The organism is Methylobacterium isbiliense (assembly GCF_022179325.1).
GTDB classification, from domain to species: Bacteria; Pseudomonadota; Alphaproteobacteria; order Rhizobiales; family Beijerinckiaceae; genus Methylobacterium; species Methylobacterium isbiliense.
In genome coordinates this window covers 58,570-81,998 of record NZ_BPQQ01000025.1, presented here as the reverse complement: position 1 = coordinate 81,998, position 23,429 = coordinate 58,570, and the positions used below count along the sequence as shown (strand labels likewise).

The following is a 23,429-nucleotide window of genomic DNA, read 5'->3' as shown; positions in this document are numbered from 1 at the left end:
CTGTGCCACCAAGCCGAGGGTCCACTCCTTAGGCTTATGCCTTGGGCAACAGGCGACGATCTATCTGCGCCCGTCGCTCCACACTAAAATCCGGATAGCCGAAGAAATGGGCAAAACGCATCGGGGACCTCTGGCACGCGCGCGCCCGGATTCGGGTGGGCGGCTGGGGCGTGGCGGGGGCGGGCGCGCTCGGGCCGGGCGCGTCCGCTCAGCTGCGGGTCGGGGGCAGGTCCTTGCGGTCGGGCGTGACCTTGGCGCCGGGCCGGACCCGGGTGAGGCCGTTGATCACGATGGTCTCGTCCCCTTTCAGGCCGTCTCGCACCACGCGGTAGCCGTCGATCTTGGGACCGAGCCGCACGTTGCGGGTGGAAATCGTGTTGTCGTCGCCCACGACGTAGACGATGCGCTTGTCCTGGTTGGCGCCCACCGCCTCGTCGGGGATCAGCACGCCCTTGTAGGGCCGCGAGGCCGGCATGCTGATGACGCCGAACAGGCCCGGCTTGATGAAGGTGTCCGGGTTCTCGACGGTGGCGCGCAGCAGCACCGTGCCGGTGGCGTCGTCCACGCGGTTGTCGACGAAGTCGAGCCGCCCCTTGCGCGTCGGCTTATCCTCGCCGGTGAGCGCGATGAGGATCGGGACCGTGTGCTCCTTCTGCGTGGCGCCCATGCCGATGCGCAGCGTGCCCTGGTAGGACAGGAAGGAGCGCTCGTCGACCGGGAACGAGAAATAGATCGGATCGAGCGAGACGATCGTGGTCAGCATCGTCTGGTCGGTGATGACGATGTTGCCTTCCGTGACGTTGCGCTGAGAGATGCGGCCGGTGATCGGCGAGCGCACCTCGGTGAAGTCGTAGTTGAGCTGCGCCTGGCGCAGCGCCGCGGTGGCGTTGTCAACGTCGGCCTGGGCGGTAAGCGAGGCTTGACGGCGCTGGTCCGTGACCTGCTCGGAGATGTTGCCCGAGCGGCTGAGCGTCTGGGCGCGCTCCAGATCGGTGGTGGTGAAGTTCAGCCGCGCCTGCGCGGAGGCGAGCGAGGCCTGCGCCTGATCGAGGGCGGCCTTGTAGGGCCGCCGGTCGATGGTGAACAGGAGATCGCCCTTCTTGACCAGGGCGCCGTCCTGGAAGTGGATCTTCTCCAGATAGCCCGTGACCCGGGCGCGCACCTCGACGAACTCCACCGCGTTGAAGCGGCCCGTGAAGTCGTCGTGCTCCACCACTTCCTTGACCACCGGCTTGGCGACCACGACGGTCGGCGGCGGTCCGCCCGGGGCCTGTGCGGCGCCGGGTCCCGCTGCCAGAATCAGGAGCGGGGCCAAAGCCGCCAGCCAGCGCCTGCGCATACCTACACTCCGTGCCTTCAGCTGATGATGCCCCTGACGCAGCAAGAGATGGGCGCAGGCCCATCCGCGTCGAGGGGAGCCGCACGGGAACCGCGCCGCCGGCGGGCGCGGCCCTCCCGGGGGCCGATGCCGATCCGGGCAGGCCGGCGACCCGCGCCGCCCTGCATCCGGACCGAAGAGTGTCTCACCGCAGGGCGCCGGACGCCCTGCCGTCACGCGACCGCGTCACGCGATCTCTTCGCCCGCCGCGGCCCAATCCTTGAAGCCGCCGAGATAGTGCTCGGTCAGGGGGACGCCCTGGCTCTGCGCGTAGTCGAGGGCGCGGGCCGAGCGAACGCCCGCCGCGCAGGAGAGCACCGGGCGGCGACCGTCCTCGGCGATCAGCGCCTGCAGGCCCTCGAGATCGAAGGTCGAGAGCGGATGCGAGATCGAACCCGGGATGTGACCCTGCGCGAATTCATGCGGCTCGCGCACGTCGATCAGCAGCACGCGTCCCTCCGCGAGGCCGCGCTTCACTGCCTCCCGATCCCAATCGACGATCGTCATGCGACCCACCTGAACCCGGTTACCCGACGCTCGCTGCGCCCGCCCGCCGCCGGACCACCATGCCCGTGGCCGGACGGCTCGGCCCGGCGCGACCGCTCGGCCCCGGTCGAGTGACGATTGGGATAAATCATCACTGCTCAACGTGGCAAGCGCCGACCATGTGCGGCAACGCACAGACCACGCGGAGTCTGGTCTCCTGCCGCATCGGAGTCTATGGCGCCGGATCTCGATCGTCTTCGCTTCGGTCCTTGATGACAACACGTCCGGTCGTTTTCGACCTCACCCGCCTCGTCACCCGCCTGCGTCACGCCCACCCGACCGGCATCGACCGCGTCGACCTCGCCTATGCGCGCCACCTCCTCGGCCAGCCCGAGGGCGAGCGCTTCGGCCTCCTGACGACCCCGCGCGGGCCGCGCCTGCTCGACCGGACGGCCGCCCGCGCGATCGTGGCGCGGGTGGCCGAAGGCTGGGTAGAGGAGAGCGCCGCCGAGGCCGACCCGGTCTACCGGGCTCTCGCCGCCAGCCTTGGACGCAGCGCAGCGAACGCGCCCCCGGCGGGTGCCGGAGCGGCGCGACCGGCCGGCGGGCGGCGGCGGGCCGCCCTCGCGATCCGGCTCCAGGTGGAGCGCGCCCCTGGGGTCGCGCGGCTGCCGTCAGGAGCCGTCTACGTGCACACCTCTCACCTGCGCCTCGACAAGCCGGGGCGCTTCGACTGGCTCTACGACCGGCGGGACGTCCGCCCGGTCTTCTTCGTGCACGACCTGATCCCGATCGAGTTTCCGGAATACGGCCGCGACGGCGAGGCGGCGCGCCACGCCGTGCGGATGCGAACGGTGTCGCGCCATGCCGCGGCCGTGGTGGTGAATTCCGCGGATGTCGGGCGGCGCTTCGCGGACTACCTGACGGCGCAAGGCCTGCGGGCACCGCCGGTCACGGTCGGCCCGCTCGGCATCGAGCCCGCCTTCCTCGACCGCACGGGCCCGCCGCTCGCGCTGGCCGGGCCGACCTTCGTCGCCTGCGGCACCATCGAGCCGCGCAAGAACTACTACGGCCTGCTCAACCTCTGGCGGGACCTCGACGCCCGGCACGGCCCGGCGACACCCCGCCTCGTCGTGATCGGCCGGCGCGGCTGGGAGAGCGAGAACCTCGTCGACCTCCTCGACCGCTGCCCGGCGGTGCGCCGCCATGTGACCGAGGTGGCGGACCTCTCGACCGCCGGCCTCGTGCGGCTCCTGCGCGGCGCCACCGCCCTGCTGATGCCCTCCTTCGCGGAGGGCTACGGCCTGCCCGTGGTGGAGGCCGCGGCAGCCGGCCTGCCGGTGGTCGCCTCCGACATCCCGGTGCACCGCGAGATCGCCTCCGCCTTCGCGGAGTTCGTCCACCCTCTCGACGGCCTCGGCTGGATGCGCGCCGTCGAGGCGCTGGCGCGCCCGGACTCGGCCCTGCGCCGCGCGATGCTGGCGCGCCTCGACCATGTCCGCCCGCCGACCTGGGAGGACCATTTCGCCAGGGTCGATCCGCTGCTCGCCGCGCTCTGACCGCCCTGCCCTTTGGAAAGGCGCGGCCGAGCCGGTAGGCTCGGCCCGTCCGATCACCGGAAGACCCCCATGAGCGACACTCCCTACCCGCGCGACCTCGTCGGCTACGGCCGCGAGACGCCCCATGCCGGCTGGCCGGAGGGCGCCCGCCTCGCGGTGCAGTTCGTGATCAACTACGAGGAAGGCGGCGAGAACTGCCTGCTGCATGGGGACCGCGGCTCGGAGGCGTTCCTGTCGGAGATCGTCGGCGCCGCCTCCTGGCCCGGCCAGCGCCACATGAACATGGAGTCACTCTACGAATACGGCTCCCGCGCCGGCTTCTGGCGCCTGTGGCGGCTGTTCACGGCGCGGGCCATGCCCGTGACCGTCTACGGCGTCGCCACCGCCCTGAAGCGCAACCCGCAGGCGGTAGCGGCCATGCGGGAGGCCGGCTGGGAGATCGCCTCGCACGGCCTCAAGTGGATCGACTACAAGGATTTTCCCGCCGAGGAGGAGCGGGCGCATATCGGCGAGGCGATCCGGCTGCACACGGAGGCGACGGGCGAGCGGCCGCTGGGCTTCTACCAGGGCCGCACCTCCGAGCACACGACCCGCCTGGTGATGGAGGAGGGCGGCTTCCTCTACACGGCCGATTCCTACGCGGACGACCTCCCCTACTGGATCGAGGGGCCGCGCGGGCCGCAGCTCGTCGTGCCCTACACGCTCGACGCCAACGACATGCGCTTCGCCACCGCGCAGGGCTTCAACAGCGGCGACCAGTTCTTCACCTACCTGAAGGACACGTTCGACTGCCTCTACGCCGAGGGCGAGAGCGCGCCCAAGATGATGTCGGTGGGGCTGCATTGCCGGCTGGTCGGCCGCCCGGGCCGGGCCGCGGCGCTGGCGCGTTTCCTCGACTACGTGGCGGGCTTTCCCGACGTCTGGGTGGCGCGGCGCCTCGACATCGCCCGCCACTGGATCCGCCACCACGCGCCCGCGGACCTGCGGCCGAGCACGATGTCGCCGGCCCTTTTCGTCGAACGCTTCGGCGACGTGTTCGAGCACGCGCCGTGGGTGGCCGAGCGGGCGCACCGCGCGGGCCTCGGCCCCGCCCAGGACAGCGCGGACGGGCTGCACGCCGCGATGGTGACGGCGATGCGCGCCGCCGATCCCGACCGGCTCCTCGCCCTCATCCGCAACCATCCGGACCTCGGCGAGCGGGTCGCCGCCCTGACGCCGGAATCCCGCGCCGAGCAGGCGAGCGTCGGGCTCGACGCCCTCGCCGAGGAGGAGCGCGCCCGCTTCCTCGACCTCAACGAGCGCTACCGCGCCCGCTTCGGCTTCCCGTTCGTGATGGCGGTGCGCGGACGCGCGCCGGAGGAGATCCTGGCGGCCCTGGAGGAGCGGCTCGATGAGCCGCCCGAGGCCGAGCGCGAGCGCGCGCTGTCCGAGATCGAGACCATCGCCCTGCTGCGCCTGCGCCAGCGCCTGCCCTCGCTGCCGGATGTCTTCGCCACCACGGCGTGAGGCGGTGCCGTCCCGACGCGCAGGCGCCTCCGGCAGGGCGGCAGGGCGGCAGGCGTCGCGGCCCGCGCCCCGGTGGGAGGCGCGGGCCGGATCGCTCAGTTCAGCATGGCACCCGCAGGGCGGCGCTCCGCCGTGACGGCGACGTCACCGATCATCAGCCCTTCCGGGCCGAGGCGCACCGGCACGGGCTCGCCGTCGTGGATGGTGCCCGACAACAGCTGCTCGGCCAGCGGGTCCTGCACCGCCTTCTGGATCACGCGCTTCAGCGGACGCGCGCCATAGGCCGGGTCGTAGCCCTTCTGCGCGAGCCAGTCGCGGGCGTCGGGCTCCACGTCGAGCGTGATCTTGCGCTCGTCGAGGAGCTTCTGCAGGCGGGCGAGCTGGATGTCGACGATCGCCCCCATCTCGCCGCGCTTGAGGCGGTGGAACAGGATGATCTCGTCGACGCGGTTGAGGAACTCGGGCCGGAAATGCCCGCGCACCACCGCCATCACCTCGTCGCGCACCGCGTCGCTGTCCTGGCCCTCCGGCTGGTTGACCAGGAACTCGGCCCCGAGATTCGAGGTCATGATCAGCAGCGTGTTGCGGAAGTCGACGGTGCGCCCCTGCCCGTCGGTGAGCCGCCCGTCGTCGAGAACCTGCAACAGGACGTTGAACACGTCCGGATGCGCCTTCTCGATCTCGTCGAACAGCACGACCTGGTAGGGCCGGCGCCGCACGGCCTCGGTGAGCGCCCCGCCCTCCTCGTAGCCGACATAGCCGGGCGGCGCGCCGATCAGCCGGGCGACCGAATGCTTCTCCATGTACTCCGACATGTCGATGCGCACGAGCGCGGTCTCGTCGTCGAACAGGAAGCTCGCCAGCGCCTTGGTCAGCTCGGTCTTGCCGACGCCGGTCGGCCCCAGGAACATGAACGAGCCGATCGGCCGGTTCGGGTCCTGCAGGCCGGCCCGCGCCCGGCGCACCGCGGTGGCGACCGCCTCCACCGCCTCGCGCTGGCCGACGACGCGCTTGGACAACGCCGCCTCCATCGCGAGCAGCTTCTCGCGCTCGCCCTCCAGCATCTTGTCGACCGGGATGCCGGTCCAGCGCGAGACGACGCCCGCGACGTGGCTCGGCGTCACCGCCTCCTCCATCAGCCCCGAGCCGTTGCCGCGCGTGCCGTCCTGGCCCCTGGCCTCGAGGTCCGCCAGTTCCCGCTCCAGCCCCGGGATGATGCCGTAGGCGAGCTCGCCCGCCCGCTGGTACTGGCCCTGGCGCTGAGCCGCGGCGAGTTCGTTGCGGGCTTCGTCGAGCTTCTTCTTCAGCTCCGCCGCGCGGCCGAGCTTGTCCTTCTCGGCCTTCCAGCGCGCCGTGATCGCGGCCGACTGCTCTTCGAGGTCGCCGAGGTCCTTCTCCAGCCGCACCAGCCGGTCGCGGGAGGCCGCGTCGGTCTCCTTCTTCAGCGCCTCGGCCTCGATCTTCAGCCGCACGATCTCGCGGTCGATGGTGTCGAGTTCCTCGGGCTTCGAATCGACTTGCATGCGCAGGCGCGAGGCGGCCTCGTCGACGAGGTCGATCGCCTTGTCGGGAAGGAAGCGGTCGGTGATGTAGCGGTTCGACAGGGTCGCGGCCGCGACGAGGGCCGCGTCCTGGATGCGCACGCCGTGGTGCTGCTCGTACTTCTCCTTGATGCCGCGCAGGATCGAGACCGTGTCCTCGACGGTCGGCTCGGACACGAAGACGGGCTGGAAGCGCCGCGCCAGCGCCGCGTCCTTCTCGACGTGCTTGCGGTACTCGTCGAGGGTCGTGGCGCCCACGCAGTGCAGCTCGCCGCGGGCGAGCGCGGGCTTGAGCAGGTTCGAGGCGTCCATCGCCCCGTCCGCCTTGCCGGCGCCCACGAGGGTGTGCATCTCGTCGATGAACAGGATGATGCCGCCCTCGGCCGCCGTGACCTCGGAGAGCACGCCCTTCAGCCGCTCCTCGAACTCGCCGCGGTACTTCGCGCCGGCGATCAGCGCGCCCATGTCGAGGGCGAGCAGGCTCTTGTCCTTGAGGCTCTCGGGCACGTCGCCGTTGACGATGCGCAGCGCCAGCCCCTCGACGATCGCCGTCTTGCCGACGCCGGGCTCGCCGATCAGCACCGGGTTGTTCTTGGTGCGCCGGGACAGAACCTGGATGGTGCGCCGGATCTCCTCGTCGCGGCCGATCACTGGGTCGAGCTTGCCCTCGCGGGCGGCCTCGGTGAGGTCGCGGGCATACTTCTTGAGGGCGTCGTAGGAGTTCTCGGCCGTGGCGTTGTCGGCCGTGCGGCCCTTGCGCAGCGCGTTGATGGCGGCGTTGAGCGAGGCGGCGGTGACGCCCGCGGCGGTGAGCGCCCGGCCCGCCTCGCTGTCCTTCTCGACCGCGAGCGCGAGGAGCAGCCGCTCCACCGTGACGTAGGAATCGCCGGCCTTCTCGGCGGCCTTCTCGGCCGTGTCGAACAGGCGCATCAGCTCGCGCGTCGCCTGCGGCTGGGCGGCCCCGCCCGAGACCTTCGGCTGCTTGTTCAGCCACGCCTCGATCTGGGCCAGCGCCACCCGCGACTGGCCGCCCGCGCGCTCGATCAGGCCGGCGCAGAGGCCTTCGGGATCGTCGAGCAGCACCTTCAGGACGTGGCCCGGTCCGAGCTGCGGATGCCCCTCGCGCAGCGCGAGGGCCTGGGCGGATTGCACGAAGCCCCGGGCGCGCTCGGTGTATTTCTCGAAATTCATGTCGTCTCCCCTCCTCGATCGGGGCCATCCGCCCCGGTGGCGGGCGCGGACGGGCCGTCAGGCTCCCCGCAACGGTCGGCGTTCGCGGGGGCCGGCCCTCAAGGCGGAGCGGCCGGCAGGCTCCATGTGGTGTGGCATATCGGTGACACAAGGGGCAGCCGGCGCCGAGGTCGTCCGCCATCCATGCGTCGCGCGAGGGGGCCGGATGCTTGCTCTGCGCCCGCGCCGGGGATAGCCCTGCGGCATGGCTGCCTCTCTTCGCGTCGTCGACCTTCACCGCTATCCCGTGAAGGGCCTGTCGCCCGAACGCCTGGAGGCCGCGGTTCTCGCGGCCGGCTCCTACTTTCCGGGCGATCGGCTGTTCGCGGTCGAGAACGGGCCGAGCGGCTTCGATCCGGCCGCCCCCGCCCATCAGCCCAAGATCAAGTTCCTGATGCTGATGCGCAACGAGGCCCTGGCGCGCCTCGCCACGCGTTACGACGACGCCACCGGCACGCTGATCATCCGCGAGGGCGAGCGGGAGGCCGTGCGCGCCGACCTCTCGACGCGCGAAGGAAGGCTCGCCGTCGAGGCGTTCTTCCGCCGCTTCATGCCGGCGGCGCTGCGCGGGCCGCCCAAGCTGCTCGCCGCACCGGACGGCTTCCGTTTCACGGATTCGCGCTCGGGCTTCGTCTCGCTCATCAACCTCGCGAGCGTCGCGGCGCTGGAGGACATGGTGGGCGCGCCGGTGAACCCGCTGCGCTTCCGGGGCAACCTGCACGTCGAGGGCCTCGCGCCCTTCGCGGAACTCGATCTCGTCGGCTCCGACCTCGTCGCCGAGAACGGCCTGAGGCTCACCGTGACGAAGCGGACCGAGCGGTGCGCCGCGACCAACGTCGATCCGTGCACCGGCGAGCGCGACCTCGCGATCCCGCGCACGCTGATGCAGCGGCTCGGCCACGCCGATTGCGGCGTCTACGCGCGGGTGGTGACGGGGGGCACGCTGCGCCCGGGTGACGCGTTGAGGATCGAGGCAGGGGCGTGAGGCCGGTCAGGATTTGGAGGGCAGCCAGACGGGCTCCGGGTCCGCGGGCGGCAGCATCGCCGCCACGGCGTCGAGATCGACGGTGTAGCTCTCCGTGAGGAGCCGCCAGAGATCCTGGCGGCTCGCGGCGCGTCGGCCGAGGGAGGCGACGGTGGCGGCGAGAAGCGAGGGATTGGTGAGGGCGGGACGCGGAAGAAGGGAATGGCGTTGTCGCATCGTTCCACCTCGTGTGGCTGAAAAAGATTCCTTCCGTAGGGTTAATGCGGCGTAAAGCGTGAGGACGATCCCGAACTTCCCGCGCCACGTGCTCGTCCGCAGCGGACCCGGCGCCGCGGGCGAACGGGCGCTGGCGCTCGGGAGCGCCCTGGAGCGGCGCGGCCACACGGTGACGCTGCGGGCGGAGGCGGACGGTCCCGTGCCGGCGGACGTGGTGGTGTCCGACCACGGCGAGGCGCCGCTGGCCGAGGAGCAGGCCCTGCGCGCCCGGGGCACCGTCCTCGCCTGCCTCGACGGCCGGGCCGACCGGGCTCACGCCTGCGACCTCCTGGTGGATGCCACGCCGGGACGCGGCCGGGCGGATTTCGCCGGGCTGATCCCGCGCGGCGCACGCGGCCTGTTCGGACCGCGCTACGCGCTGCCGCCGCAGGACCTCGAGGGCGGCGACGGGCTCGGTGCGGAGCGCATCGCCGCAGCACTCGGCGACCTCGTGGCCGCCGCCCCCTTCGTGCCCGGCGCGGTGGCGCTGCGCCCGGCCCGGGCGGCGGATGCCCACCGGCTCTGGATCTGGCGCAACGACCCCCTGTCCCGGGCGATGGCGCGCAGCTCCGCCCCGGTCGGCTGGGACGGACACCGCGCCTGGCTCGCCGCGCGGCTCGCCGAGCGCGAGCGCACCCGCCTGCTCGTCGCCGAGGCGGACGGGGAGCCGGTCGGCTCGCTGCGCCTCGACCGCATCCGCGACGGGCAGGAGGCCGAGGTGACGCTGATCGTCTCGCCGCTCTCGCGCGGTCTCGGCCTCGGCGGGCGCCTGCTCGACGCGCTCGCGGCCGACGCCGCTGAGACCGGTTTCGCCCGCCGCCTGATCGCGACGATCCGGGCCGACAACGCGGCCGGCCGGCGGCTCCTGGAGCGCGCCGGCTTCCGCCTCGTGCAGGCCGGAACGGCCTGGCCGCGCTACGAGCGGACCGTCATCGTCCCGTCGCGAAGCGCTCCCTAAAGGCGGCCCTTGCGTGCTTCCGGTGCCCGGCAAGCTGCGATAGAACCCGCCGCCGACCCGCGCCCCGATCGAGAGGATCCCGCACCATGAGCGAAGCCGCAGACGCCCTGCCCAACGTGCACGTGCGGGCCGAGGTGCTGGTGCAGGCCCTGCCCCACATGCAGCGCTACGATCAGGAGATCGTGGTGATCAAGTACGGCGGCCACGCGATGGGCGACCGCGCCGCGGCCGAGGACTTCGCCGAGGACATCGTGCTGCTGGAGCAGTCCGGCCTGAAGCCCGTCGTGGTGCATGGCGGCGGGCCGCAGATCGGCCGGATGCTGGACCGGCTCGGCATCAAGTCGGAGTTCCGCGAGGGGCTGCGCGTCACCGACGAGGCCACCGTCGAGGTGGTCGAGATGGTGCTGGCCGGCTCGATCAACAAGCAGATCGTGGGCTGGATCTCGGCGGAGGGCGGCAAGGCGATCGGCCTGTGCGGCAAGGACGGCAACATGGTCCAGGCCCGCCGCGCCACCCGCACGGTGACGGACCCGGATTCGCACATCGAGCGGCACGTGGATCTCGGCCTCGTCGGCGAGCCCGAGCGGGTGGACCGCAGCGTGCTCGACGCGGTGCTCAAGGCCGAGCTGATCCCGGTGCTCGCCCCCGTGGCGGTGGGCGCCGACGGCCAGACCTACAACGTGAACGCCGACACCTTCGCGGGGGCGATCTCGGGAGCGCTGCGGGCCAAGCGCCTGCTCTTGCTCACCGACGTGCCGGGCGTGCTCGACAAGGACAAGCGCCTGATCCCGGAACTCTCGGTGGAGGATTGCCGCCGGCTGATCGCCGACGGCACCATCACGGGCGGCATGATCCCGAAGATCGAGACCTGCATCTACGCCATCGAGCAGGGCGTCGAGGCGGTGGTCATCCTGGACGGCAAGGTGCCGCACGCGGTGCTGCTCGAACTCTTCACCGATTACGGCGCGGGGACGCTGATCCGCCGCGCCCGCGCCTGAGCGGACCGGCGCCGTTTGCCTTCTCGGCCGCGGCGCCTATCCTGCCCATCCGGGGGCCGCGGGGCCCCCTTCGCGTCGAGACGGGTCCATCCTCTTGTTCCTGCCCAGCGAGAGCCACCTCACCGCTCCGGATGCCCGCGGCTTCTCCGGCGTCGACACCTGGATCTTCGACCTCGACAACACGCTCTACCCGCACGACGCCCGCGTCTGGCCGCAGGTGGACGAGCGCATCACGCTCTACGTGATGAACCTGTTCGGCCTCGACGGCCTGTCGGCGCGCGCGCTGCAGAAGTACTTCTATCACCGCTATGGCACGACCCTGCGGGCGCTGATGGCCGAGTGGGACATCGATCCCTACGCCTTCCTCGACTTCGCGCACGACATCGACCATTCGGGCATCGCCCTCAACCCGGATCTCGGGCGGGCGATCGAGCGGCTGCCGGGGCGCAAGCTGATCCTCACCAACGGGTCGCGCCGGCACGCCGAGAACGTGGCGGGCAAGCTCGGCATCCTCGACCATTTCGAGGACGTGTTCGACATCGCGGCCTCGGGCTTCGTGCCCAAGCCCGAGCGGCCGGCCTACGAGCGCTTCCTCGACCGGCACGGGGTCGACCCCACCCGCTCGGCCCTGTTCGAGGACATCGCCAAGAACCTCGTGGTGCCGCATGATCTCGGCATGGCGACCGTGCTGGTGGTGCCGCGCACCATCGACCCGTTCCGCGATCCGTTCGAGCAGGAGGCGGTGCGCGCCCCGCATATCGACCACATCACCAACGACCTTGCGGGGTTCCTGACCGACCGGGTCGCGCCGGCGCTCGCCGCGTGAGCCGGGAGGACGATCCGGTCGAGGTCTGGGGGCGTCGGATCGGCCGCGGGCTCGGGCTCGTGGCCGTGGGGGTGCTGGCCTGGATGCTCGGCGCGCAACTGGGGCTGTGGTGAGCATGGCGGAGACCGACTGGAGCGACCTGAAGGCCCCCGACCTGGGCGCCCTGGAGGCGCTGGCGGAGGCCGCCTTCGCGCGGCTGCCCGACGCCTTCCGGCGGCTGTGCCAGGGCGTGGTGATCCGGGTCGAGGATTTCCCCGACGACGAGACCCTGGCGGAGATGGGCTGCGAGAGCGAGTTCGACCTGCTCGGGCTGTTCCGGGGCACCGGGCTGGCGCAGGGCGGCGGGGCGGCGAGCCTCGCCACCGGCCAGTTCCCCAACATGGTCTGGCTCTATCGGCGCCCGCTCCTCGACTACTGGGCCGAGCACGACGAGACGCTGGGCCACCTCGTCACCCACGTGCTGGTGCACGAGATCGGCCACCATTTCGGCCTCTCGGACGACGACATGATGCGGATCGAGGAGGCGGCGGGCTGAGCGCCGGGCGGCACGGCACCCGGCCTTACCCGGCCGCCCTCTCCAGCGTCCGCGCGACCCATCGGTCGAGGCTGAGGCCGGCGCGCGCGGCGGCCGACGCGGCGGCCCGGTGCACGGCGGGTTCCACCCGCACCACGAACCGTCCGGAATAGGGACGCTCGGGCCCCTCGCCGCGCTTGGCGCAGAATTCGAGGTAATCCTCGACGCTCTCGGCCAGGGCCTGCCGCAACTCGTCCACCGAACGGCCCTGGAAGGTGATCACGTCGCGCAGGTTGACGACCTCGCCGTGGAAGAGCCCGGCCGCGGCATCGTACGCGATGAAGGCGTCGTAGCCCTTGTAGGTCATCATGGACATGGCCGTGCCTCCGCCTCGTCGCGCCAACGCCGAACCGATCTCACCGCTCGTCCTGGTCGTTTCCTCTCCCGGGCGCGTCCGGTGATGCGGCGCGCGCCCTGCGAGGCCGCCCGGGCAGCCTCGTTCTTCGCCGATCCGTGTCGCCGCGTCGGCCCAAATGTTGGCCCCTGCGTCGGGCGTCCGACGTGAGGCGCGGGTCGCACGGAGCCTCCGACTCGGAGCCGGACAGTATCATTTGTCAGTATCGCCGGCCAACGGTGGGCGGAGCCCGCCGAGGGAGCGGCCTCGGCTCAGCCGCCGCCCGCGCCCGGCAGCGCGCTCGCCCGCGGGCGGCTGGTGCGGAACTGCCCGCGCTCGATCGCCGCGAAGGCCAGCACCGCGACGGCGAGGCTCGTGAGCCACCAGATCACCGTGGTGCCGATGCCCAGGCAGGCGGAGGCGTAGGCCGCCGCCGCGGTCGCCATCGCGCCGGGGGCGAGCAGCGGGTGCTCGCGGCCCGACTGGCGCAGCGCCGACCACATCACGAAGGCCGCCGCGACGGCGCCGACGATGCCGAGTTCGTACCAGATCTCGAACAGGAGCGAGGACGGGGCGTTGGCCGGCAGGAGCCCGACGACCCGGCCACGCAGCGCCGTCTCGAAGCCGTGGCCGGTGATCAGGCGCAGCGGCTCGCTCGTCACCACCCGCTGCCACGTGCGCAGCGAGAGCGACAGGGGATGCAGCGGGCCGAGGATCGGCGTGACGAGCGGGCGCAGCAGGAACGGCAGCACCGGGCCGAGCACCACCAGCCCGGCCGCCATGCCGGCCGTGACCTTGACGCCGATCTCCCGCCGCCACGCCGTCAGCGCGAAGGCCGCCGCGCCGGCGGCGAGCGCCAGGAGCGGGATTGGGCTCGGCGCCAGCACCAGGGCGAGCGCCACCGCCACCGCGACGCCGAGCGCCTCGATGTCGCGGCGGCGCGAGCGCAGCCACGCCACCGCCGGCCAGACGAGGAGCGCGAGCAGCATCGCGCCGCGCTCCAGGGCCGAATCGTCGTCGAGCCCGACCCGCAGCGCCGCGCCGCTGAACAGGCCGAGCGCCACCGCCAGGACCGCCGCCAGCGCGACGCCGACGGGCAGCAGGTAGGCGTTCGCGGCGCGCATCCGGTCCGGCAGGGCCAGGAAGCCCGCGAGCGTCAGCCCCACCGTGACGGCGACGTTGAGCAGCCGCTCGGCGGCCGGTCCGGGAAAGGGGGTCCAGACGAGGGAGAGGGCGGCCCAGCCGACGAGGAGCGCCCCGGCTGCAGCGGCCCTGGCGCGCGCGAAACGGCCGAGGCCCGCCCAGGCCGGCCGGGCGCTGCCGTCGAGGGCCGCCGCGAGGCACAGGAGCACGACCGCGATCGGCACCACGATGACGATGGCGCGCCGCGACAGCAGGGCGGCGGCCGGCACCACCACCAGCATCGCGAAGAACCCGATGCGGCGCAGCAGCGCCGCCGCGTCGACGGCCGGATCGGAGTGGGATGACACCACGCGCGGCATGGGGTGCGACGAGCCTTCAGGGCCGGCGCCCCGGGCGCGCCGTCCTTCCCTCCTAGTCGAGGCGCCGGGTCCGGGGCTGTAGATGCGATGCAACACTGCTGATGGGCGGTGACGATTCTGCGCGCAACGCCGCCGGTGTGGCCCGGCGGCTCAGACCAGCAGGTGGACGCCGCCCGCCACGGTCGCCACCAGCGCCGTGCAGCCGAGGGTGAGCAGCATCGCGGTCGGGCCCGACAGGCCCAGCGTGGCCCGCACCGCCGACCCGTAGAGGTGCACCAGCACCGCCCCGAAGGCGAGGTCGTGCACCACCGCGAGGCCGGGGGTCGAGAGCCCGAGCAGGAGCAGCAATCCGGGGAAGGACAGGACCAGGAAGGCGACGACCAGGATCCAGTTCGTGACCACCACGAACGGCACGTAGCCCCGCGTGAGCTGGAGGCGTCGCGCCACCGCGATCATCGCGAGCGGGACCACCAGGAAGCACGCGAGCGCGCCGGCCAGAACCGCGAGCGTGACGTGGTCGAAGCGGAACAGCCCCGATTGGACGAGATCCTCGCGGCCCCGCTCCAGCGCCAGCGCGATCACCACGGCCGGGGCGGCGAGCCAGATCGCTCCGAAGGACCGCCAGAACCCGCGCTCGCTCGTGTCGAAGCGACCGAGCGCGCCGGGCTTGCGGTTGAGGAGATCGGCCGTGCCGCGGAGCGAGCGGACGACCTCGTCGGCAGTGGCGAGCATGCGGCCTCCGGCGGATGGCCGAAGCTCACCATGCGATGTCCGATGCTCCGGCCTGCCCACCGAGATTCAACTTTCGTCTAATGCGGGTCAAGCCCGTTCTTGCGGCGCAGCATGGCCCGGAAAGTAGGCATCGAGCACGCGGCGGAAAATCGCGGTCAGGCGCGCGAGATCGCTCACCGGCACCCGCTCGTCGACCTGATGCATGGTCTGCCCGACGAGGCCGAACTCGATCACCGGGCAGGCGTCCTTGATGAAGCGCGCATCCGAGGTGCCGCCGCTGGTCGAGAGCGCCGGCCGCACGCCCGTCTCCGCCTCGATCGCCCCGGCGACGAGATGCACGAAGGGGTCCGGCTGGGTCAGGAAGGCGACCGCGTTGGTGGGCCGCACGGCGAGGCTGTAGCGCACGGCGTTGCCGGCCGCGGCGTCGAGGCGGCGGCGCAGTTCCGCCTCCAGGCTCTCGGGCGTCCAGAGATCGTTGAAGCGGATGTTGAAGGTGCCCTGCGCCTGCCCCGGGATCAGGTTGGTGGCGGGGTTGCCCACGTCGAGGGTGGTGAATTCGAGGTTCGATGCGTCGAAATGCCGGGTGCCGCCGTCCAGCGGCTCGGCCAGGAGCGCGCCGGCGAGCCGCAGGAGGCCGGGGATCGGGTTCTCGGCCAGATGCGGATAGGCGACGTGGCCCTGCACCCCGTGCACTGTGAGCGTGGCGGTCAGCGAGCCGCGCCGGCCGATCTTGATCATCTCGCCGAGGCGGGCCGGGTTGGTCGGCTCGGCCAGGATGCAATGGTCGAAGCGCTCTCCCCGGGCCGCCGCCCAGGCGAGCAGCTTCACCGTGCCGTTGACCGCCGGCCCCTCCTCGTCCCCGGTGACCAGGAAGGCGATCGAGCCGCCGAAATCCGGCCCGCGTGCGGCCAGGAAGTCGAGCACGGCGGCGGTCAGGCAGGCGAGCCCGCCCTTCATGTCGACGGCGCCGCGCCCGTGCAGCTCCCCCGCCTCGACGACGCCGCCGAACGGATCGTGCCGCCACGCCGCGGCATCCCCGGGGGGTACCACGTCGGTGTGGCCGGCGAGCAGCAGGCAGGGAACGGCCGTGCCGAGGCGGGCGTAGAGATTCTCGATGTCGGGCGTGCCGGGTTCCGAGAAGACCGGGTGCTCGACCGCGAAGCCGGCCCGCTCCAGGATGCCGCCCAGGTAGGAGAGCGCCCCGCCCTCGGCGGGCGTGACGGAGGGACAGCGGATCAGCCCCTGCGTGAGGGCGAGCGGCGACAGGATCTCGGGCATGGCGGTCCCCGGTGGCGAGACATCCTGCCCCGGTAGAGCGGTTCTCGCCCGCCGGGAAGCCGTTTCGCCGCCCAGCGAGGGGCCAAGCGGGGGCCCATGCGCGCCCGGGCCTTCCGGAGCGCCGCGCGCGCGGCTATCTCCGCAGCCATGACCAGCCTGTCCCCCGACGAGATCGAGCGCTACGCCCGGCACATCGTGCTGCGGGAGGTGGGCGGGCCGGGGCAGGCGCGCCTCAAGGCGGCCCGGGTGCTGGTGATCGGGGCGGGCGGCCTCGGGGCTCCCCTGATCCAGTACCTCGCGGCGGCGGGCATCGGCACGATCGGCATCGTCGACGACGACACCGTCTCGCTGTCGAACCTGCAGCGGCAGGTGATCCACGGCACGCCCGACATCGGCCGGCCGAAGGTGGAGAGTGCGGCGGCCGCGGTGGCGCGGCTCAACCCGCATGTCGGCGTCGTGCCGCATGCCCTGCGGCTGACTGCCGAGAACGCCGAGGCGATGGTGTCGGCCTACGACGTGGTGGCGGACGGGTCCGACAACTTCGACACCCGCTACACGGTCTCGGATGCCTGCTTTCGGGCCCGCCGGCCGCTGGTGACGGCGGCGCTCGGCCAGTTCGACGGCTCGCTCACCACGATCCGCGCCCACGAGACCGGCCCGGACGGGCGCCCGAACCCGACCTATCGCTGCCTGTTTCCGGACCCGCCGCCCCCCGGCGCGGTGCCGACCTGCGCGCAGGCCGGCGTGCTGGGGGCGCTGGCGGGCCTGATGGGCTCGCTGATGGCGATGGAGGTGATCCGGGAGATCACCGGCTTCGGCGAAGGGCTCGTCGGCCGCCTGCTGATGGTCGACGCCCGCTCGCTGCGGTTCGAGACCCTAGGCTATGCCTGGGATCCCGCGAATCCCCTGAGCGGCGCGTGAGGCTCGCCCGCCGCTGAAGGCCAGATACCGCGCCGGGCACGGTCGGCTTCGTCACCTCGCCCTTGGCCGGTCCATCACCAGCAGCGTCGAACTCGCCGTCGCAACGATGCGCTGCCCGGCATCCTTCAGCGTCGCTTCCGCGAAGGCCGCGCGGCGGCCGACCGAGATGGCGCGCCCTTCCGCCCGCAGCGCGCCCGTGTCGGCCGTCACGGACCTGAGATAGGAGACCTTCAGTTCCAGCGTCGTGTAGGCTTGGTCGGCGTTGAGCTTGGAGTGGACGGCGCAGCCGCACGCCGAATCCAGTAGCGCCGCCGCGTAGCCGCCATGCACGGCTCCCATCGGATTGTAGGCACTCACCGAGGGAACCCCCGCGAAGGTCGCCCAGCCGTCCCCGACCTCGACCAGGGTGAAGTCCAGGGTGTCGCCGATCGGCGGCCGACCGCCGGCCCGGATCAGCGCCTGCAGCGTCTCCAGGCCGGAGAGGCCGGGGGCGACCTGTTCGATGATGTTCATGGACTGCGTCTCCTTCTCGATCGTGCCCGGTCATGCGAGGGGATGCTGGCGGCACCGCGCGGGACTGCATCCTCTGCGGCTACATCGCGGCCCGGGGCGCGAGGCGGTCGCGCATGCGTTCGTCCGCGGCCGGTCCCGCGACCACGCGCACCCCCTCGGAGAGCGGGCGGCCCGTCCTGGCATCGACGACGACGGGGTCGATGGCTGCGCCGGTGGTCGGATCGGTCAGGACGATGCTCTGGCCTTCTGGTGCAAGATGCCTGTTGCCCCAGGCCGCCAGGGTCCACAGCACCGGGCGGAAGTCGCGGCCCATCGCGGTGAGCACGTAGTCGTGGCGCGGCGGACGCGCCTGGTAGAGCCGTCGCTCAAGCAGCCCGGCTTCGACCAGAGCCTTGAGGCGCCGTGTCAGCATGTTGGGGGCGATGCCGAGGCTCGACTGGAACTGATCGAAGCGGGTCAAGCCGTAGAAGGCGTCCCGCAGGATCAGGATGCTCCACCATTCCCCGACCCTCTCCAGCGAGCGGGCGACGGGGCAAGGCATCTGGCCGAAGGATGTCCGCTGCATGCCGGACCGATAAGGCAGTCACTATCATCATGCAAGTCACTAAGGTCGCGGCGCGTCCGGGGCGTGACCGATCTCGGGGGCGTCGATCACCCGGTGGACGGTGGCTCTTCAGTTCTGCGGCCGGGGTGGTGCACCGGCGATGCGATCCCTACGTCTTGGTCCATGACATGCGAGCAACGCCTCCAGCCCCACCGCGAGTGTGGCCCCGAAGAGCGGGTGATGCGGGCAGAGATCGCCTATTGCCTGCTGGAACGCGCCTATCAGACCCTGGCGCTCGCCTTCGAGCGTGCGGCGCCGGGGCGCTTTGCCTGCCTCAATCGCGCGGTGATGCGCGACGTCATGGCCGATCTGCGGGAGATTCAGGAGACGCTTCCCGACAGGGCTGCGGCCGAGACCGCGTTCGCGGATATCGCGGGGGAACTCCGCGAGACGCTGCTGGCGGCCGAGACGATCGTCTGCGTGCCTCGCGAGGGAGACCCGTGACGCGCTCGCCGCGCGCCGCATGTCGGGGCGAGTGAAGGACCAGACCCGGGTATCACCGTGATCTCGGGCGGCGGACGATCATCGCGCTTGACGATCCCCGCCGCGTCCCACCTTCTGCACCGAGAACAACGTTGAACGGGAGGCGATTTAGATGAGTCTGAAGCAGCTGCTGCTATCCGCCGGATGTCTCGCGTTGTCGGCGCTGCCCGTCTCGGCACAGACGAGCGTCAAGGTCGGCGTCCTGAACGATATGTCGGGGGTTTACTCGGACATCGGCGGGAAAGGCTCCGTCGTCGCGGCGCAGCTGGCCGCCGAGGACTTCGCCGCGATCAGCAAGGACGTCACCGTCGAGATCGTGAGCGCCGACCACCAGAACAAGCCGGATATCGGCGCCGGGATCGCGCGGCAATGGTACGATAGGGAGGGCGTCGACGCGATCCTGGACGTGCCGACATCGTCGGTCGCGCTCGCGGTCAGCCAGATCACGCGCGAGAAGAACAAGATCTTCATCGATTCGGGCGCCGGCAGCACCGATCTGACCGGACCGCAATGTTCTCCCAATACCATCCACTGGACCTACGACACTTACGCGCTCGCCAACGGCACCGGCAGCGCCATGGTCAAGCGTGGCGGTGACACGTGGTTCTTCCTGACGGCGGATTATGCCTTCGGCCAGTCGCTGCAGGCCGAGACCGCCGCCGTCGTCACGCGAAGCGGCGGAAAGGTCGTCGGCTCCGCCAAGGTGCCGTTCCCCGCCAACGACTTCTCGTCCTTCCTGCTCCAGGCGCAGAGTTCAGGCTCCAAGGTGATCGGGCTCGCCAACGCGGGCGGCGATACGATCAATGCCGTCAAGCAGGCCCACGAATTCGGCATCACGCAGAGCGGGCAGAAGCTCGCCGCGCTGCTGTTCTACGTGCTCGACGCGAAGGCACTCGGCCTTGAGACGGCGCAAGGTCTGGTGCTCACCGAGGCGTTCTACTGGGACCTGACCGACGGCACCCGGGCCTTCTCGGAGCGCTTCGCCAAGCGGGCGAACGGCAACATGCCGACCATGAACCAAGCCGGCGTGTATGCGGGGCTGATGCACTACCTGAAGGCGGTCGCGGCGACGAAGTCGAAGGACGCGAAGGTGGTGATGGAGTGGATGAAGGCCAATCCGACCGACGATCCGCTGTTCGGCAAGGGCACGATCCGGGCCGACGGCCGCAAGATCCACGACATGTACCTGTTCGAGGTCAAGAAGCCGGGCGAGTCGAAGGGGCCGTGGGATCTCTACACCAAGCTCGCGACCATCCCGGGCGATCAGGCCTTCAAGCCGATGAGCCAGGGAGGCTGCCCGCTCGTGGCCAAGCCCTGACGGGCGACAGCCTGGAGCAGCAGGCGTCCGATCGGACCGGCTGCTGCTCGACAAGCTGTTGCGCGCAGCGGCGACGATGGGCCAGGCTTCAGCTCTCGCCGGTCGGCGCCGCGTTCCTCGCCATGACTTTGTCGTAGCAGCACTTCTTGAACTTCCGGCCGCTGCCGCACGGGCAGGGATCGTTGCGCCCGACATCCCGATAGGGGTTGTGGGCGGGAGGCGGGATGTACTCGGCCGGCGGCGCGTCCGGGTCGGGCTCGGCGGTGAACGCCAGCTCCTCGGCGAGATCGCCGAGATAGCCGAGGCGCATCGTGTCGAACTGCTTGCGCCGAGCCCGCGCATCGGAAGCGTTGCGCAGCAGCTTGTCGAAATCGGACGGGTAGCTGAACTCGTCGGGGGTCCGCCTCCTGCGGCGCGAATCCCGCGCCCGCTCGGCCAGATCCGCTAAGCCGAGGAGGCCGATCGCGTCCTCCCAGCCCTGCCAGGCGGGATCACCGTCCGGGGCCTGCCCCTCCGCGTCGAACCGCGCAAGAAGGTCATGGGTCGCGGCCGGATCGATCCGGCCTTCCGCGGTCAGGAAGGCGATGGTGCCGAACACCGACATCCGGGTGAGCCCCTCCGCCTGCGGGTCGCGCACGAGGGCGAACAGGGCCTCGGCATCGCCGTCGAACAGGCTCGCGACCACGCGCGGCAGGGTCTCGACATAGTCCTCGCCGAGGATGGCCGCGACGGCCTCATCCGGGCGGCGGATCAACCGCAGGTAGGCCGCGCAGGCTCTTACGTGCCGGGCGGCGGCGAGCGCGTGGACGCCCCAGAACACGAGGTTCGTCTCGGGGACCGTCAGGCCCTCGCCCGCGGCGGCCCGCTCAAGCAGCGCGACCACCGGTTCGGCGATTCCCTCCGGGGCCGCCACCGCCCGGTCGAGCGCGGCCTGCGGCAGGTAGGTGGCGTTCGCGAGCTCCTCGACGAGATCCGCCTCCGTCATCGTCACCCCCTGCCCTGCGTCCACTCAGCCGCGCAGCGTCGCGCCGGTCTTGCGAGACACCTCGGCGACGATCCGGGCGCTCACCGCCTCGATCTCGGCATCCGTGAGGGTCCGGTCGACCGGCTGCAGCCGCACCGCGACCGCGACGGACTTCTGGTCCGACCCGATCCCCGCGCCCTCGTAGACATCGAACACCTCCACGCCCGCGATCAGCGTGCGCTCGGCGGCCTGCGCGGCCTTCAGGATGTCGCCCGCCGCCACGTCGCGCCCGACCACGAAGGCGAAGTCGCGGCTCACCGGCTGGAACTCGGACAGCTTGGCCGGCGGCTTCACCTTCGTCGGCCGGTGCTTGGGCAGCGGCAGGGCGTCGAGCACAATCTCGAAGGCGACCACCGGCCCCTTCACGTCGAGGGTCTTGAGCACGCGCGGGTGCACCTCGCCGAAATGCCCGATCGGGTTCTTCGGCCCGAATTGCAGCGTGCCCGAGCGGCCGGGATGGAAGTAGTCCGGTCCGCCCGCCACCACCTGCAGCCCGCCGGTCGGCACGCCGAGGGCGGTGAGGAGCGCGAGCGCGTCGGCCTTGGCCTCGAAGGCGTCCACCGCCTGCGCCGCCCCGTCCCAGTGGCGCCCGGCGCCGGCGAAGCGGGCGGTGCCGCGGCGGATGGCGGCGGCGCGCATGCTCTGCCCCTCCGGCTGGTCGGAGGCGAAGCACTGGCCGACCTCGAACAGCGCCACGTCGCCGTAGCCGCGGTCGGCGTTCCGCTGGGCGGCGCGCAGCAGGCCCGGCAGCAGGCTCGGACGCATGTCCGAGAGGTCCGCGGCGATCGGGTTGGCGAGCGCGAGGTCGGGCCGTCCGCCGCCGAAGGCCCGGGCCTCGTCCTTGGCGATGAACGACCACGTCACCGCCTCGACGAGGCCGCGCGCCGCGAGCTCGCGCTTGGCGAGCCGGGTGCGCCGCTGGAGCACGGTGAGCACGGGGCGGATCACCGTCGCCTCGATCCGCGGCAGGGGCTTCGGGTCGATGCGGTCGAGGCCGGCGATGCGCACGATCTCCTCCACGAGATCGGCCTTGCCCTCGACGTCCGGCCGCCACGAGGGGGGCAGCACCTTGACCCGGTCGCCGCTGCCGGCGACGTGGAAGCCGAGGCTCTCCAGCGTCACCTTCATCTCGGGCCGCGGCAGGTCGAGCCCCGAGAGGCGGCGCACCTCCGTCCAGGGGAAGTCGATGACGCGGTCGGTGTCGGGCATCTCGCCCGCGACGCTCGCCTGGGTCGGGATGCCGCCGCAGAGTTCCGTCACCATCCGGGTCGCGAGGTCGAGGCCCGGCAGCGTGAAGGCCGGGTCGACGCCGCGCTCGAAGCGGTAGCGGGCATCCGTGATGATGCCGAGCCGCCGCCCGGTCTGGGCGATGGTGCGCGGGTCCCACAGCGCCGATTCAATCAGCACGTCGGTGGTGGTCTCGTCGCAGCCCGAATGCTCGCCGCCCATGATGCCGGCGATCGATTCGACGCCCGCCGCGTCGGCGATCACCACCACGCCCTCGTCGAGCCGGTAGGTGCGCCCGTCGAGGGCCACCACCTCCTCGCCCACCCGAGCGCGGCGCACCGTGAGGTTGCCGGTGACCTTGGCCGCATCGAAGACGTGCAGCGGCCGGCCGCGGTCGAAGGTGATGTAGTTGGTGATGTCGACGAGCGCGTTGATGGGCCTGAGCCCGATCGCCCGCAGGCGCCGCTGCAGCCAGTCCGGCGACGGCCCGTTGCGCACGCCGCGCACCAGCCGCAGGCCGAAGAGCGGGCAGAGGTGCCGGTCCTCCGCCGCGAAGGCGAGGTCGACCGAGACCGGGCAGGCGCCCTCCCCGCGCACGGGCGGCAGCGGCTCGCGCTTGAGGCTGCCGAGGCCCGCCGCCGCGAGGTCGCGGGCGATGCCGTGGATGCTGGTGCAGTCGGGTCGGTTCGGCGTGAGGTTGATCTCGATCACCGGGTCGTCGAGGCCCGCATAGGCCGCGTAGGCTTCACCCACCGGCGCGTCGGCCGGCAGGTCGAGGATGCCGTCGTGGTCGTCCGACAGGCCGAGTTCCGCGCCCGAGCACAGCATGCCGCGGCTCTCCACGCCGCGGATGGTGCCCACCGACAGGGTGATGTCCTTGCCCGGCACGTAGGTGCCGGGCGGCGCGAAGACGCTCTTCATGCCGGCGCGCGCGTTCGGCGCCCCGCACACCACCTGCACGGGCGGAGCGCCGTCGCCGGTCTCGACCGTGCAGACGCGCAGCCGGTCCGCGTTCGGATGCTGCTCGGCGGTGAGAACGGCGGCGATCCGGTAGGCCGCGAGATCTGCCGCCTTGTCCTCGACGCGCTCCACCTCCAGCCCGATGCGGGTCAACGTCTCGACGATGGTGCCGAGGGAGGCGTCGGTGTCGAGGTGGTCCTTGAGCCAGGAGAGGGTGAATTTCATGGGATCTGCCTT

The 23,429-nt window shown here is 71.8% G+C and carries 22 protein-coding genes; 10 read left to right on the top strand and 12 right to left on the bottom strand.

What is annotated here, in order from left to right; translation table 11 throughout:
• Positions 1–208: 208 nt before the first annotated feature.
• The gene (locus tag MFF61_RS11995) at positions 209–1,339 is read right to left on the bottom strand and encodes an efflux RND transporter periplasmic adaptor subunit (protein WP_238235355.1); all 1,131 of its coding nucleotides are present in this window, start codon (positions 1,337–1,339) and stop codon (positions 209–211) included.
• A gap of 225 nt (positions 1,340–1,564) precedes the next feature.
• The gene (locus MFF61_RS11990; protein ID WP_238235354.1) at positions 1,565–1,885 is read right to left on the bottom strand and encodes a rhodanese-like domain-containing protein; all 321 of its coding nucleotides are present in this window, start codon (positions 1,883–1,885) and stop codon (positions 1,565–1,567) included.
• A gap of 251 nt (positions 1,886–2,136) precedes the next feature.
• Here MFF61_RS11990 and MFF61_RS11985 point away from each other — a divergent pair, with 251 nt between their 5' ends.
• Together MFF61_RS11985 and puuE are read left to right on the top strand one after the other, a co-directional pair.
• Positions 2,137–3,423, top strand: a complete 1,287-nt coding sequence (locus tag MFF61_RS11985; RefSeq protein ID WP_238235353.1) for a glycosyltransferase family 4 protein — start codon at positions 2,137–2,139, stop codon at positions 3,421–3,423.
• A gap of 69 nt (positions 3,424–3,492) precedes the next feature.
• A complete protein-coding gene (gene puuE / locus MFF61_RS11980; RefSeq protein ID WP_238235352.1) occupies positions 3,493–4,929 on the top strand; it encodes an allantoinase PuuE in 1,437 nt (478 codons plus the stop codon).
• 95 nt (positions 4,930–5,024) lie between these two features.
• Here the strand turns inward: puuE and clpB are convergent, their stop codons facing one another.
• On the bottom strand, positions 5,025–7,661 hold the full coding sequence (clpB, locus tag MFF61_RS11975) for an ATP-dependent chaperone ClpB (RefSeq protein WP_238235351.1): 2,637 nt from the start codon (positions 7,659–7,661) through the stop codon (positions 5,025–5,027).
• A gap of 244 nt (positions 7,662–7,905) precedes the next feature.
• On the opposite strand from clpB, the gene MFF61_RS11970 reads away from it, so the two are divergent.
• The gene (locus MFF61_RS11970; RefSeq protein ID WP_238235350.1) at positions 7,906–8,685 is read left to right on the top strand and encodes an MOSC domain-containing protein; all 780 of its coding nucleotides are present in this window, start codon (positions 7,906–7,908) and stop codon (positions 8,683–8,685) included.
• Positions 8,686–8,691: 6 nt separating this feature from the next.
• Here the strand turns inward: MFF61_RS11970 and MFF61_RS11965 are convergent, their stop codons facing one another.
• Entirely contained in the window at positions 8,692–8,901 is a 210-nt protein-coding gene (locus MFF61_RS11965; RefSeq protein ID WP_238235349.1) for a hypothetical protein, read from the bottom strand.
• Positions 8,902–8,959: 58 nt separating this feature from the next.
• Between MFF61_RS11965 and MFF61_RS11960 the strand changes: the two genes are divergently transcribed.
• From MFF61_RS11960 to MFF61_RS11945, 4 genes are all read left to right on the top strand, one after another.
• On the top strand, positions 8,960–9,898 hold the full coding sequence (locus tag MFF61_RS11960) for a bifunctional UDP-2,4-diacetamido-2,4,6-trideoxy-beta-L-altropyranose hydrolase/GNAT family N-acetyltransferase (RefSeq protein WP_238235348.1): 939 nt from the start codon (positions 8,960–8,962) through the stop codon (positions 9,896–9,898).
• Between the two features lie 86 nt (positions 9,899–9,984).
• A complete protein-coding gene (gene argB / locus MFF61_RS11955; RefSeq protein ID WP_238235347.1) occupies positions 9,985–10,896 on the top strand; it encodes an acetylglutamate kinase in 912 nt (303 codons plus the stop codon).
• A 94-nt stretch (positions 10,897–10,990) separates the two neighbouring features.
• Positions 10,991–11,722 (top strand): pyrimidine 5'-nucleotidase, encoded by a 732-nt coding sequence (locus MFF61_RS11950; protein ID WP_238235346.1) that lies wholly within the window; start codon positions 10,991–10,993, stop codon positions 11,720–11,722.
• A 115-nt stretch (positions 11,723–11,837) separates the two neighbouring features.
• Entirely contained in the window at positions 11,838–12,257 is a 420-nt protein-coding gene (locus tag MFF61_RS11945; RefSeq protein WP_238235345.1) for a metallopeptidase family protein, read from the top strand.
• Positions 12,258–12,282: 25 nt separating this feature from the next.
• Here MFF61_RS11945 and MFF61_RS11940 read toward each other — a convergent pair whose 3' ends face one another.
• The 4 genes from MFF61_RS11940 to dapE form a co-directional block, all read right to left on the bottom strand.
• A complete protein-coding gene (locus MFF61_RS11940; protein ID WP_238235344.1) occupies positions 12,283–12,612 on the bottom strand; it encodes a type II toxin-antitoxin system HicB family antitoxin in 330 nt (109 codons plus the stop codon).
• A 290-nt stretch (positions 12,613–12,902) separates the two neighbouring features.
• A complete protein-coding gene (locus MFF61_RS11935) occupies positions 12,903–14,132 on the bottom strand; it encodes a peptide ABC transporter permease (RefSeq protein WP_238235343.1) in 1,230 nt (409 codons plus the stop codon).
• A gap of 150 nt (positions 14,133–14,282) precedes the next feature.
• Positions 14,283–14,864 carry a hypothetical protein gene (locus MFF61_RS11930; protein WP_238235342.1) on the bottom strand — a complete coding sequence of 194 codons (582 nt, stop codon included), beginning with the start codon at positions 14,862–14,864 and terminating at the stop codon, positions 14,283–14,285.
• Between the two features lie 87 nt (positions 14,865–14,951).
• Positions 14,952–16,142 carry a succinyl-diaminopimelate desuccinylase gene (dapE, locus tag MFF61_RS11925; RefSeq protein WP_238235341.1) on the bottom strand — a complete coding sequence of 397 codons (1,191 nt, stop codon included), beginning with the start codon at positions 16,140–16,142 and terminating at the stop codon, positions 14,952–14,954.
• A 147-nt stretch (positions 16,143–16,289) separates the two neighbouring features.
• On the opposite strand from dapE, the gene MFF61_RS11920 reads away from it, so the two are divergent.
• On the top strand, positions 16,290–17,063 hold the full coding sequence (locus MFF61_RS11920; RefSeq protein WP_238235340.1) for a HesA/MoeB/ThiF family protein: 774 nt from the start codon (positions 16,290–16,292) through the stop codon (positions 17,061–17,063).
• Between the two features lie 51 nt (positions 17,064–17,114).
• Here the strand turns inward: MFF61_RS11920 and MFF61_RS11915 are convergent, their stop codons facing one another.
• Both MFF61_RS11915 and MFF61_RS11910 read right to left on the bottom strand, forming a co-directional pair.
• Positions 17,115–17,576, bottom strand: a complete 462-nt coding sequence (locus MFF61_RS11915; protein WP_238235339.1) for a PaaI family thioesterase — start codon at positions 17,574–17,576, stop codon at positions 17,115–17,117.
• A 79-nt stretch (positions 17,577–17,655) separates the two neighbouring features.
• The gene (locus tag MFF61_RS11910) at positions 17,656–18,141 is read right to left on the bottom strand and encodes a winged helix-turn-helix transcriptional regulator (RefSeq protein WP_238235338.1); all 486 of its coding nucleotides are present in this window, start codon (positions 18,139–18,141) and stop codon (positions 17,656–17,658) included.
• A 219-nt stretch (positions 18,142–18,360) separates the two neighbouring features.
• On the opposite strand from MFF61_RS11910, the gene MFF61_RS11905 reads away from it, so the two are divergent.
• Positions 18,361–18,624 carry a hypothetical protein gene (locus MFF61_RS11905; RefSeq protein ID WP_238235337.1) on the top strand — a complete coding sequence of 88 codons (264 nt, stop codon included), beginning with the start codon at positions 18,361–18,363 and terminating at the stop codon, positions 18,622–18,624.
• 151 nt (positions 18,625–18,775) lie between these two features.
• Positions 18,776–19,981 carry an ABC transporter substrate-binding protein gene (locus MFF61_RS11900; protein ID WP_238235336.1) on the top strand — a complete coding sequence of 402 codons (1,206 nt, stop codon included), beginning with the start codon at positions 18,776–18,778 and terminating at the stop codon, positions 19,979–19,981.
• 88 nt (positions 19,982–20,069) lie between these two features.
• On the opposite strand, the gene MFF61_RS11895 is transcribed toward MFF61_RS11900, so the two are convergent.
• Both MFF61_RS11895 and pheT read right to left on the bottom strand, forming a co-directional pair.
• Positions 20,070–20,966, bottom strand: coding sequence for a DUF1186 domain-containing protein (locus MFF61_RS11895; RefSeq protein ID WP_238235335.1), 897 nt, complete (start codon positions 20,964–20,966; stop codon positions 20,070–20,072).
• A gap of 24 nt (positions 20,967–20,990) precedes the next feature.
• Positions 20,991–23,417, bottom strand: a complete 2,427-nt coding sequence (gene pheT, locus MFF61_RS11890; RefSeq protein ID WP_238235334.1) for a phenylalanine--tRNA ligase subunit beta — start codon at positions 23,415–23,417, stop codon at positions 20,991–20,993.
• Positions 23,418–23,429: the final 12 nt, after the last annotated feature.